11 protein-coding genes are annotated in these 12,395 nt (G+C 45.7%); 3 read left to right on the top strand and 8 right to left on the bottom strand.

What is annotated here, in order from left to right:
- Nucleotides 1-309: 309 nt before the first annotated feature.
- Complete coding sequence (wecC, locus tag EMM73_RS00380; RefSeq protein WP_127684477.1) at nt 310-1,542, bottom strand: UDP-N-acetyl-D-mannosamine dehydrogenase; 1,233 nt, start codon at nt 1,540-1,542, stop codon at nt 310-312.
- A 373-nt stretch (nt 1,543-1,915) separates the two neighbouring features.
- On the opposite strand from wecC, the gene EMM73_RS00375 reads away from it, so the two are divergent.
- Nucleotides 1,916-2,629 (top strand): hypothetical protein, encoded by a 714-nt coding sequence (locus tag EMM73_RS00375; protein ID WP_127684476.1) that lies wholly within the window; start codon nt 1,916-1,918, stop codon nt 2,627-2,629.
- 58 nt (nt 2,630-2,687) lie between these two features.
- On the opposite strand, the gene EMM73_RS00370 is transcribed toward EMM73_RS00375, so the two are convergent.
- A complete protein-coding gene (locus EMM73_RS00370; RefSeq protein ID WP_315851030.1) occupies nt 2,688-3,872 on the bottom strand; it encodes a Leu/Phe/Val dehydrogenase in 1,185 nt (394 codons plus the stop codon).
- 69 nt (nt 3,873-3,941) lie between these two features.
- Here EMM73_RS00370 and EMM73_RS00365 point away from each other — a divergent pair, with 69 nt between their 5' ends.
- On the top strand, nt 3,942-4,364 hold the full coding sequence (locus tag EMM73_RS00365) for a DUF4826 family protein (protein WP_127684475.1): 423 nt from the start codon (nt 3,942-3,944) through the stop codon (nt 4,362-4,364).
- A 92-nt stretch (nt 4,365-4,456) separates the two neighbouring features.
- On the opposite strand, the gene EMM73_RS00360 is transcribed toward EMM73_RS00365, so the two are convergent.
- The 5 genes from EMM73_RS00360 to EMM73_RS00340 form a co-directional block, all read right to left on the bottom strand.
- The gene (locus EMM73_RS00360) at nt 4,457-5,611 is read right to left on the bottom strand and encodes a ribosomal protein uL16 3-hydroxylase (RefSeq protein ID WP_127684474.1); all 1,155 of its coding nucleotides are present in this window, start codon (nt 5,609-5,611) and stop codon (nt 4,457-4,459) included.
- A gap of 68 nt (nt 5,612-5,679) precedes the next feature.
- Nucleotides 5,680-7,050, bottom strand: coding sequence for an adenylosuccinate lyase (gene purB / locus EMM73_RS00355; RefSeq protein ID WP_127684473.1), 1,371 nt, complete (start codon nt 7,048-7,050; stop codon nt 5,680-5,682).
- Between the two features lie 9 nt (nt 7,051-7,059).
- On the bottom strand, nt 7,060-7,698 hold the full coding sequence (gene hflD, locus EMM73_RS00350; RefSeq protein ID WP_127684472.1) for a high frequency lysogenization protein HflD: 639 nt from the start codon (nt 7,696-7,698) through the stop codon (nt 7,060-7,062).
- Between the two features lie 3 nt (nt 7,699-7,701).
- Nucleotides 7,702-8,802: a tRNA 2-thiouridine(34) synthase MnmA gene (gene mnmA, locus EMM73_RS00345; protein ID WP_127684471.1), complete on the bottom strand. Its 1,101-nt coding sequence runs from the start codon at nt 8,800-8,802 to the stop codon at nt 7,702-7,704.
- 100 nt (nt 8,803-8,902) lie between these two features.
- Nucleotides 8,903-9,370 carry an NUDIX domain-containing protein gene (locus tag EMM73_RS00340; protein ID WP_127684470.1) on the bottom strand — a complete coding sequence of 156 codons (468 nt, stop codon included), beginning with the start codon at nt 9,368-9,370 and terminating at the stop codon, nt 8,903-8,905.
- Between the two features lie 384 nt (nt 9,371-9,754).
- Here EMM73_RS00340 and EMM73_RS00335 point away from each other — a divergent pair, with 384 nt between their 5' ends.
- Nucleotides 9,755-11,977 (top strand): NADP-dependent isocitrate dehydrogenase, encoded by a 2,223-nt coding sequence (locus tag EMM73_RS00335; protein ID WP_127684469.1) that lies wholly within the window; start codon nt 9,755-9,757, stop codon nt 11,975-11,977.
- A gap of 189 nt (nt 11,978-12,166) precedes the next feature.
- Here EMM73_RS00335 and cspD read toward each other — a convergent pair whose 3' ends face one another.
- Entirely contained in the window at nt 12,167-12,388 is a 222-nt protein-coding gene (gene cspD, locus EMM73_RS00330) for a cold shock domain-containing protein CspD (protein WP_008899354.1), read from the bottom strand.
- Between the last annotated feature and the right edge of the window lie 7 nt (nt 12,389-12,395).

Here is a 12,395-nt window from a genome sequence, read left to right as displayed (position 1 = left end):
ATGAACAAAGTCAGTCGCAGAGTAGGGCAGTCTCAGATGCCTCTCCTGATGCTGTATCCTAAATGACTTGCAACAAAAGCCCTCAAGGAGAGCAACTTATTGCTCAAATAAATAAGGTGCTGGATATTGTGTGGCAATAGAGCAACGTCAAGATCGCTATGTTTTCTTGGATGCATGAGGCAACTAAATCCTGGCGGGAAAGTGCTTATGCAGAAGTCCGGCAACAGGTATTGCGCAGATCTGAAGTTTCGAAGCGATAAAAAAGGCCGATTTTGATGAATCGGCCCGGTGCAGATCTAACAGGTTAGCTTAATGCGCAGAGCGCAGTGGGCCAACCACGTTGATCAGGCTGTTTTTGCTGAAGTCTAAATCGCCAAACCCTTTGTGATTCACCAGGATAACGATAATGTCGGATTTTAAGCCTTGTTCAACAGAGACCAGTTCGACATTGTCAGCCAGCTTATTGGTTTGATCAACGTTAGGTTCCACTGCGTAAATCTTACCTTGATAGGCTGAGGCTAACTCATTCACAATGTGCAAGGCTGGGCTTTCACGTAAGTCATCGATATCCGGTTTAAAGGCTAAACCAAAACAGGCCACAGAAGGCTTGTGTAACGAGTGATTAGCTACAGTAGATAAAATTTTCTGCAGTACCCATTGAGGTTTAAAATCGTTCACTTCCCGGGCTGTGCGAATTAGTTTCGCTTGCTCTGGTGCTGAGTGCACTATGAACCAAGGATCAACAGCGATACAGTGTCCGCCTACACCAGCGCCGGGTGTGAGAATGTTTACCCGAGGGTGACGGTTGGCCATTTTAATCAGTTCCCAGACATTAATGTCCAGCTCATCACAAATTAAAGACAGTTCGTTGGCAAAAGCTATATTCACGTCACGGAAAGCATTTTCGGTCAGTTTTGACATCTCTGCAGTGCGAGCGTCAGAAATTAAACAATCCCCAGTAACAAAAGTCTGGTAGAGCATTTTGGCTTTTTCAGAACAGGCTGGTGTTAAACCACCGACTATACGGTCATTGGCAATCAGTTCATACACAACACGGCCTGGCAATACACGCTCAGGGCAATAGGCCACGTGAATGTCTGGCTGGGATGAGTCTGTAGGTACTGTTAAATCAGGACGGGCTTCACTGATCCACTGACAGATTTTTTCAGTGGTACCGACCGGGCTGGTTGATTCCAGTACCACTAAGTTACCTTTTGCCAGCACTGGCGCAATAGATTTAACCGCCGCTTCAACATAAGTCAAATCTGGCGACAGGTCATCAAAAAATGGCGTTGGGACCGCAATCATAAAAGCATCAGCAGCCACTGGGTTGGTTTGAGCTGATAAATAACCTCCAGTCACGGCAGCGTGAACCAGCATATCCAGCTCAGGTTCTACTATATGAATTTTACCTTGATTGATGGTATCTACTGCGTGTTGATTCACGTCTATACCAATAACCCGCAGCTTGCGTGATGCCAACATGGCTGCCGTAGGCAAGCCTATATAGCCTAAACCAATCACCGATACCGTTTTAAACATACTGAACTCCATTAACCTGCAACATGGGTTTTTATTTGCCAACATATTATCACAGCACGCCAGAAAGCTTAGATGACAGATGGCTGCTTCTGGAAAATTTTTAATAAAATAACAGTGTTAGCTGAATGGTGACTGATTCTGTCTGTGGTATCGTGATAGCCTACTTACTTAAAGCTGCAGCTTTATTGATTGCATGTCTCGCCCCGGTAATGTGTGGTACCTGATTGTTGGCATGACCAGCGAGTTCTCGCTTCAATCCAATTGCTCATAGGAGTACTATGCTGCTCGGGGTTTGCAAACTTGTCGCCTCGCTACAACATCAATTACTTTGGGTATAAGTAGTGACAGATCCAGTTCAGTGGAAGGAATCAAAGTGAAAGATTTTTTAGAACCCTTTTTATACCCACAGAATATATTTCTCTGGTTGTTTTTTTTCGCCTGCCTGTACTATCGCCGCAAAGGGTTATGGTTGTTGCTGATTTGGTTTTATCTGGCAGGCAATACGCTGGTTGCCAATCAGGTGCGGGATTGGTACAACACGCAAATCAGTACGACGGCGCTGCCAGCTAATTTTACCGGTGAATATGTACTTTTAGGCTGTGGAGGCAATGAACACAGCTTGCCAGATTGCGCCAGTAATCGAATTAATCAGCTGGCTCTGATGATTAATGCTCAGCAGCGGCCAGTCAATATTTATATGACCACCTTGCACTGTGCGCCTTACGAGGAGCTGTTGAAACAAAAAACCGAATATGCGGCTATCCAGTGTTTTGATGGTGGCTCAACAACTTATCATGAGTTTGCCGCTTTATCGCAGAGGTTGGATAAAACCAAAAACTATTTGTTTATCAGCAGTGATTATCATGCGCTCAGAGTAAAAAAATTATCGCAAATGCATCAGTTGAATGCGCAGGTGTATGCGGCTTCCAGCGCAACCTTCAGACCAGTGAATTGTGGCTGGAATTGTTTATTGACAGTGAATTTATCGAACTATGATTTGTTTTCTAAGCTCGCTGCTGAAACTGCAAGTTTACAAGTCTACTGGCTAACGAAAGACTGGACTGACTGGTATACCCCGCGTTCTTGAATAGTAGCGTCAGGCCTTGAATGTTGAATTCAACATTCAAGGCCTGACCCTTTTACTGTTAACGAGCGTTACGGATAATTTCCTGCGCCATTAAATCAGCTACTTCATTGGTTGGTTTCAGTTGTGCGTCTGCTCGTTCGAAGATATTAAGCAGCGTATGGTAAATCTGGTTCACTTTGGTGGTGGACTCTTCTTCGTTATAACCTTGAGCACGCATTTCCATCGCCACATTGATAATACCACCTGCATTGATCACATAGTCAGGTGCATACAGAATGCCTTTCTGGCGCAACATTTCACCGTGACGGCTTTCTTTCAGTTGATTATTTGCGCAACCAGCAATAATTTTGCATTTCAGTTCAGTGATAGTGATGTCATTAATAGTGGCACCTAAAGCGCAAGGAGCATAGATGTCAGACTCTACAGCATAGATGTCATCTAAGCCTACAGCAGTGGCGTTAAACTGCGTTACGGCGCGGCTGACAGCGTCCTGATTGATATCAGTGACGATCAGTTTGGCACCTTCTTTATGCAGGTATTCACACAGATAAAAACCAACACTGCCTAAACCCTGAACGGCAACAGTCAGGCCATTTAAATCATCTGTACCAAACTTATGCTTTGCAGCAGCCTTGATGCCACGATAAGTTCCAAGTGCTGTAAAGGGGCCCGGATTACCACTCAAACCTTCTAAGCCAGCCACATAAGGCGTTTCTTTATTGACGATCATGATATCACCGGTTGTGATATTCACATCTTCAGCGCTGACATAACGACCGCTTAAGGAGTGTACAAACTGACCAAATTTACGGAATAAGGCTTCAGATTTGATTTTCTTTGCATCACCAATAATAACTGCCTTGCCACCGCCTAATGGCAGGCCTGCCATAGCGTTTTTGTAAGTCATACCGCGGGATAAGCGCAGTACGTCGACTAATGCATCTTCATCCGCAACATAATCCCACATACGGCAGCCACCTGTTGCAGGACCGAGGGCTGTGCTGTGAATCGCAATAATGGCTTTTAAGCCAGTGCTTTCATCACTGCAGAATACGACTTGTTCATGGTTATCAAATTCAGGATGGTTAAATACAGCCACGACTTGTTCTCCGTTGATATAACTCACTGCACCTTGCAGGGCAGGATAAGGGACTTTTTGCGCCGCGGAATGTATCATTTCAATTAGACTTTCGCCATCGTTCTGTAAAAACAAAATCTGGTAAGACCAGGTGATTGTCGACAATTAAAGCCAAGCCTTGATTGTCTGGATTGAGTCACATAAAGTAGCGCGACTTTAGCAGAGGAAAATGTAATGACTGATCAGATAAATCCAGAGCAACAAGACCAGGCAAACAACGACTGGGTTCGTGCTCAGTTTCAAAAAGCAAACCAATACCTGGCCGAAAAAGGCATATTGCCTGACAATGTTGCTGTGTCAGAATCTCGTTATTTAACACCAATAGTAGCGGTGTGGAAGATTACAGCACAAAACCGTCAACAATATTGGGTAATAAGTGGTGATTTACCTACAGACCATTTGCCCCTCTCTGCAGCAAAAGATGCTCGGGAGGCTGTGCGCGCTTTTTCATTCAATTGGCAATTAAAAGCTGAACAACTGATAAATGCAGGTACTTTGGATCAAACTAAAGTGGATTTTGCCAATCTATTAGTTCAGCGTGCCCATGGTTTGTATGAACTCTTTGATAAAGAAGAGTTATGGGGCAAGCAGAGTTAAATGTGCTGCTAGTATATAAATCTTTACATGCGTTCGAAGACAAAAAACCGCCATCGGCGGTTTTTTTCTTCAGGTCACCAGCAGGTCAGAAGCTATTCAGTAAAGTACCAGTAGCCTTTATTGATCAGCAGTGTTAGGAGCTGTAAGCGGCCGTTATCAGCAGCAAAATGCTGGCAGTCTTCCTGGCTAAGGCTGATCTGATCGGTCAGTTTTTTCACGGTCTCAAGCTCTGTCACCGGTACCAAGAAGCGGTCGCCATTAATAAAAAGTTGAATATCTTCAGCTGGATTGCTCTGATAGTACAAAGTGCGTAAGCCACCTAATTTGGCGAGCACTGAACCTTCTTCCAGATACTCTGCAATTTCATCAGTTTCATAATGAGGATCAGGCTCTGTGGTATCCAGTTCATGTTTAGCATGGCTGATATAACTGCCAAACCACTGAGCGGCAAGATTTTTGTCTTCTACTAATTGACGTAGTAAATCCTGAACCTGACTCAGATCCTGTTCGCTGATCGCTCCGACTGACGCTGGTATTTGACGCTCTGGATCGGTGAAACGACGGCCAGTGATGTCTTGGTCAATCAGATGATCAGCCAAACCTGTCAGTAAATCTTTTTGCGCAGGAGCGCGGAAGCCGACAGAGTAGTTCAGTGACGGGTCCAAAGAGATACCATCGTGTGGGCAACCCGGCGGGATATATAAAATATCGCCAGGTTCAGTGATCACATCAATGCAGTCGATAAAAGGAGTGACCTGCAATAAACGTGGGTGAGGACAGTGCTGTTGTAAGCTGCTGTCTGGCATACCCACGCGCCAATGGCGTTTGCCCTGGCCCTGGATAATGAAGACATCGTATTGGTCCAAGTGCGGGCCTACACCACCACCAGCGGTAGAAAAGCTCACCATCAAATCATCAATACGCCAGTTTGGAATAAACCGGAACGGCTCTATCAATGCAGCAGAGTGCGGATGCCAGTGATCGACAGCCTGCACTAACAAAGTCCAGCCTTCTTCGCCTAAATGGCTGAAATCTTCAAAAGGACCGGTTTCCATATCCCATACCGCATTTTTATTACTGACAATACGGGATTCGATTTCTTCTTCACCGGCAAGACCAGCCAGTTCATCCGGACTGATAGGGTCGATAAAGTTTTTAAAACCGGCTTTGATCAGCAAAGGGTTTTTTTGCCAGTACTCTGCTAAAAACTGTGCTGGAGTTAATTCATTTAAAAATAATTGGTACATAGTTCTGATTCACCATAAAAACAGGGCGATTGAATCGCCCTGTTGAAGGTTCTGAAGTGCTGATTAGTTTAGTTTAATAAATCAACAAGTTCGATTGCTGCGCCTAAGTAGTTATCAGGACGCAATGCTTTTAATTCTGCTTTTACTTCTGCAGGTAGCTCTAATTTATCGATAAACAACGCTAAGTCAGCTGGTGTAATACGTTTGCCGCGGGTCAGCTCTTTCAGCTTTTCATACGGCTGTTCAATGCCATATTTACGCATCACTGTTTGTACCGGCTCTGCCAGTAATTCCCAGTTCTGATCCAACTCGCTGAGCAGGTTGGCTTCGTTCACTTCCAGTTTGCTGATGCCTTTAAGGCTGGCATGGTAAGCAATGACAGTGTACGCAAAACCTACGCCTAAGTTACGCAGCACAGTCGAGTCTGTTAAGTCACGCTGCCAGCGCGATACCGGTAACTTGGACGATAAATGCTGGAATATGGCGTTAGCCAGACCCAGGTTACCTTCGGAGTTTTCAAAGTCGATTGGGTTCACTTTATGCGGCATTGTAGAGGAACCAATTTCACCGGCAATAGTGCGCTGTTTGAAGTGACCTAAAGCGATATAACCCCAGACGTCACGGTCGAAGTCGAGCAGTATGGTATTAAAACGCGCGATAGCGTCAAACAGCTCTGCAATATAATCATGAGGTTCAATCTGCGTAGTGTAAGGGTTCCAGCTTAAACCAAGGCTTGTCACGAACTCTTCTGCAAATTGATGCCAGTTCAGGTTAGGGTAAGCGGATAAATGCGCATTGTAGTTACCTACAGCGCCGTTGATTTTACCCAGCAATTCAACCTTGGCAATTTGCTCACGTTGACGCTTTAAACGCATATACACGTTCGCCATCTCTTTACCTAAAGTGGTAGGAGAGGCTGGCTGACCATGAGTACGGGCCATCATAGGGATAGCTTTGTACTTATGAGCTAAGGCTTTGATTTCGTTTAATAACTGATCGCAGAGTGGCAGCAGCACTTCATCACGGGCTGCACCTAACATCAAACCGTGCGACAGGTTATTGATGTCTTCTGAAGTACAGGCAAAGTGAATAAACTCACTGACTGCTGCTAATTCAGCATGATCTGCTACTTTTTCTTTTAATAAATACTCAACAGCTTTAACGTCATGGTTGGTGGTGCGCTCAATGTCTTTCACACGCTGTGCATCAGCAAGGCTGAAATTGTCGACAATTCCGTTTAACAGCGCATTGGCACTGTCGGATAAAGCCGGAACTTCAGTGATAGCTGCTGTGGCTGCTAATTTTTGCAACCAACGTACTTCCACAGTCACCCGGAATTTGATTAAACCATATTCACTAAAAAACTCACGCAGCTCGCTGGCTTTTGAGCCATAGCGGCCATCTACAGGGGAGATGGCGGTTAATGCTGATAATTCCATTAGGTGCTCCTATGAATGGGTTGGGGCAATAGTGTGTAAAACGGATTTGGCTTCATTCAGCAGGGCTTTGCGTTTGAAGATAAAATGCAGACGGCTGCCACCGGACTGGCGCCATAACACCACAGCTCGAATAGCGGCCAATAGCAAAGCGCGAACTTTATGCTGTACCAATTGCTGTTTTAGCAGTTCTGGCTGACCAGCGACCTGAATTCGGGTACCTAAAGAACTGATGCATTCGACATAAATATCGGCCAGATTGGCAATAATGTTTTCATCGGTAATAGCAAAATGCTGCAGTTGCTGCTCTAAACGGGATAAGCGTTTACCCAGATTATCCAGATTGTCGCGGTTTTTTGTCAGCTTACGCTCCAGTGCAATGACGGACACCACATAACGGGTCAGTTCCACATCTTTGCGTTGATTGTCACCTAACTGATCCACCAGACACTGATAACCTGCGCGCAAGTTCGCCAGATCTTTACCATAAATATCCAACGGCTCAGCCGGGGATAAATTAGCGATACTGGCTAAACACAACTGCAAATCAGCCAGTGCTACATCGTTGGTACGGGTGACTTGCTGTAATAGCTTGAGTGCTTGGCACATACCGGCCAGAGCAAGGGTTTGAGTCTGAATACTGTGTTGCATAGTTTACTGTATGGCCGAATTAATAATGCCACCACCCAAACAAATCTCGTCGCTGTAAAACACAGCAGACTGACCAGGAGTAACGGCTTTTTGAGGCTGATCAAATACCACAACCACAGTGCCATCCGGCATAGGGGTCAGGGTGCATGGAATATCGGTCTGACGATAACGGGTTTTGACTGTGCAGCGCAGTGCCTGCTGTGGGCCTGTACGATCGACCCAGTGCAATTGGTTCGCAACTAACCCTTTGGAGAACATACTTGGATGGTCATGGCCCTGAGCAACAATAAGACGGTTATTGCTCAAATCTTTTGACACCACATACCAGGGCTGATCATCACCATCTTTTAAGCCACCAATACGTAAACCTTTACGCTGGCCTAAAGTGTGATACATCAGGCCATCGTGCTGACCAATTTTATCGCCGTCTACTGTGTAAATATCACCAGGCTGAGCCGGCAGATATTTTTGCAGGAAATCTTTAAATTTACGTTCGCCGATAAAACAAATGCCTGTGCTGTCTTTTTTATCGTGCGTAATTAAACCTTGTTCTTCCGCAATAGCCCGTACCAGAGGTTTTTCCAGATCACCGACAGGGAACAGGGTTTGCGCCACATGTTCTTCACCTATGGTATAGAGAAAATAGCTTTGATCTTTATTGCTATCCAGGCCCCGCAATAACTGCCAATGACCTGCGACTTCACGGCGCTGTACATAATGGCCTGTAGCTATGTAGTCGGCACCTAAAGCTTCGGCAGCAAATTCAAGGAAAGCTTTAAATTTAATTTCCTTGTTGCACATGATATCTGGATTAGGCGTACGGCCGGCTTTATATTCCTCAAGGAAATATTCAAACACATTATCCCAGTATTCAGCGGCAAAGTTGACTTTATGCAGTTTGATACCCAGCTTGTCACAGACCGCCTGAGCATCTCTTAAGTCGTCAGCAGCAGCGCAGTATTCGCTGTCGTCATCTTCTTCCCAGTTCTTCATAAACAGGCCTTCTACTTGATAGCCTTGCTGGATCAAAAGATAAGCGGACACTGAGGAATCCACACCACCGGACATACCGACAATGACTTTTTTGCTGCTGTTATCTGACATTACACCGCACTTTTTACTGGCTGGATGGGAACGGGCGCGGATTATAGCACCAAATTCTTTAGCAAAAAATGTTAATAAGCCGGAATATGCGACAGTGTTTCTAATCTGAATGGATGATCGGGTTTTTAATCTGACTCAGTGGCAGCAACTGCTTTTGCTCAAACTGCGTAATGGCATCAAGCACCAGTTGACTGCGTACGGGCAGGGGATGTGCGTTCAGCTCAGCCAGACTTAACCAATGCAGCGCCAGAATATCAGAGTCTTGCGGCTGATAAACAACGGGTAATTTGGTGGGGGTAAAGACAAAATTCACCCGCACATAAAAATGGCCATTGGCAGCTTTGAGTTGAGAAATACCAAGCCAGGCATCAGGCTCTAAGCTCAGCCCGGTTTCTTCCTGTAACTCCCGCTTAATAGCACTGATTACATCCTCATTTTCCTCGACGTGGCCTGCAGGCTGATTCAGTACCAGGCGGCCGGAGCTTTTATCTTTTTCTTCCACCAGTAAATAACGCCCTTGAAAATACAACACAGCGGCGACAGTTAAATGTAATAAAGGACGAGACATAAACAGCAGGCTCCTTAAATGAGGACTTGGAATTAAAAGAAGACGACGAAAAAACAACAAGACAGTCTATTTATGCCATATATGAACAAAAAAACCGATCTTTTGTTGTAATTGATGCAAAACGCCCATAAATCGTTAACGTTGCTCAAGTGGTCGGGCCGCATAACTCTGTTTTCCGGCTGACATTTAAGTAATATAAAGCGCGTCAGAGTTTGGGCATCTACTACTTCTGTCGTAAAGCGCATGTCCTTGACTAGGCTCTTAGAATGAGCGCTGTTATACTCGAACACCACGAGTAACTGTAACGTTTTAAACAGCATAGGCCGCATCAAGTGAGACGCGCCTGGCTAACGACTCAATTTTGCTGTAAATCCAGGAAACGATATGACCACCTCAAAAATTATCTACACTATTACGGACGAAGCCCCGGCACTCGCCACCTATTCTTTTTTACCTGTAGTGGAAGCTTTTGCCAAAACTGCTGACATTGACGTTGAAACTCAGGACATTTCTCTGGCTGGCCGTATTGTTGCCTTGTTCCCTGAATTTCTGACTGAAGCACAGCGTCAGCCAGATGCCTTAACAGGTTTAGGCGAGCTGGCGAATACGCCAGAAGCCAACATCATCAAATTACCGAATATCAGTGCTTCCATCCCACAGTTAGTGGCTGCTATTAAAGAATTGCAAGCCAAAGGCTATGCGCTGCCTGATTACTCAGAAGACCCAAAAACAGCGGAAGAAAAAGAAGCCCGCAGCCGTTACGACAAAGTCAAAGGCAGTGCGGTGAATCCTGTATTGCGTGAAGGTAACTCTGACCGTCGTGCTCCGGCTTCTGTTAAACAGTATGCCCGTAAGAACCCACATTCTATGGGTGCATGGAGCAAAGAGTCGAAATCTCATGTGGCTCACATGAGCGCTGGTGATTTCTACGGCAGCGAACAGTCAGTCACTATTGCTGAGGCAGGTCAGGTGCGTATTGAGCATGTAGCAGCTGATGGCAGTGTGACAGTTCTGAAAGAAAAAACCGCAGTAAAAGCCGGCGAAATCATTGATGCTTCAGCCATGAGCAAAAAAGCTCTGCGTGATTTTATCGCCGCAGAAATTGCGGATGCCAAAGCCAAAGACGTATTGCTGTCTGTGCATTTAAAAGCCACCATGATGAAAGTGTCTGACCCTATTATGTTTGGTCATGTGGTGACTGTGTTCTTCAAAGACGTGTTTGAAAAACACGCCGCTACTTTTGCTGAATTAGGTGTCGACGCCAACAACGGTTTAGGTGATGTCTACGCAAAAATCGCCAAACTGCCAGCTGAGAAAAAAGCTGAAATTGAAGCCGACATCAAAGCTGTGTATGCCACGCAACCCGCTTTAGCGATGGTGAACTCTGATAAAGGCATCACGAACCTGCATGTGCCAAGCGATGTGATTATTGATGCTTCTATGCCTGCTGCTATCCGTTCTTCTGGCCAGATGTGGGGCCCGGATGGCAAGTTAAAAGATACCAAAGCTATTATCCCTGACCGTTGCTACGCAGGCGTATATCAGGAAACCATCAACTTCTGCCGTGAACACGGTGCTTTTGACCCTCGTACTATGGGCTCAGTGCCAAACGTAGGTTTAATGGCGCAAAAAGCCGAAGAGTACGGCTCACACGACAAGACCTTTGAAATCAAAGCAGCAGGTCAGGTGCGGGTAGTCGATGCCGCTGGTACTGTGCTGATTCAACACAATGTTGAGCAAGGCGATATCTGGCGTATGTGTCAGGCCAAAGATGCTCCAATCCAGGATTGGGTCAAACTGGCGGTTAACCGTGCCCGTTTAAGCAAAACTCCTGCGGTATTCTGGTTAGACAAAAACCGTGCTCACGATGCTCAGCTGATTGTTAAAGTAGAACGTTATTTAAAAGATCACGACACCAGCGGTTTAGATATTCAGATCATGTCACCGGAAGACGCAACCCGTCATACGTTAAAACGTATCAAAGAAGGTCTGGATACCATTTCTGTCACAGGCAACGTGTTACGTGACTACTTAACAGACTTATTCCCAATTCTGGAATTAGGTACCAGCGCCAAGATGCTGTCTATTGTGCCTCTGATGAACGGTGGTGGTTTGTTTGAAACTGGTGCCGGTGGTTCTGCTCCTAAGCACGTTGAACAGTTTGTTGAAGAAAACCACTTACGTTGGGATTCGTTAGGTGAATTCCTGGCTTTGGCGGCTTCTCTGGAGCATTTAAGCCAGGTCACGGGCAATGCCAAAGCTCAGGTACTGGCTGACGCCTTGGATCAGGCAACCGCCAAGTTCTTGGATAACGATAAGTCACCAACCCGTAAACTGGGGCAGTTAGACAACCGTGGCAGCCACTTCTATCTGGCCTTCTATTGGGCTGAAGCTCTGGCCGCACAAGGCAAAGACGCAGCCTTAGCTGCTCAGTTTGCTCCACTGGCTAAAGCTTTAGCTGAAAACGAAGCCAAAATTGTGCAGGAATTAAATTCTGTGCAAGGTAAAGCAGTAGATATAGGTGGTTATTACAAACCAGACGAAGTGTTAGCGTCAAAAGCTATGCGTCCAAGCGATACCTTTAATCAGGCATTAGCTGCACTGTAATTCACTGTAGGGGAGAGGCTTGTCCTCTCCCGTCTAATGATACCGCGGTGCTTATGGACGGGCCGGGACAAGCCGCGGCCCCTACAACCTGCCCGTATCAAATTTTAAGACGAACCATAGTTAATTAGAGAGCAAAGAAAAATGCCGGCTTTAGCCGGCATTTCATATGGATATGTGAGCTTCAGGTGGTCATTCAGGCTTCTCGCCATCTGGCAGTGCTATATTTACTGCATGTAAACCTTTTGGGCCCTCAGACAGGTCAAACACCACGTCCTGGCCGGCCTTCAGCGTACGGTAGCCATCCATGTTAATGGTTGAATAATGGGCAAAGATGTCTTCGTCACGACCATCTTCACGAATAAACCCAAATCCTTTGGCATTATTGAACCATTTCACTTTACCGGTAGCCATACTACTT

Origin of the sequence: Rheinheimera sediminis, from assembly GCF_004005375.1 — a bacterium.
GTDB lineage: Bacteria > Pseudomonadota > Gammaproteobacteria > Enterobacterales > Alteromonadaceae > Pararheinheimera.
Note: the sequence above shows the minus strand (reverse complement) of the source record. Positions and strands in the feature narration are given on the sequence as shown.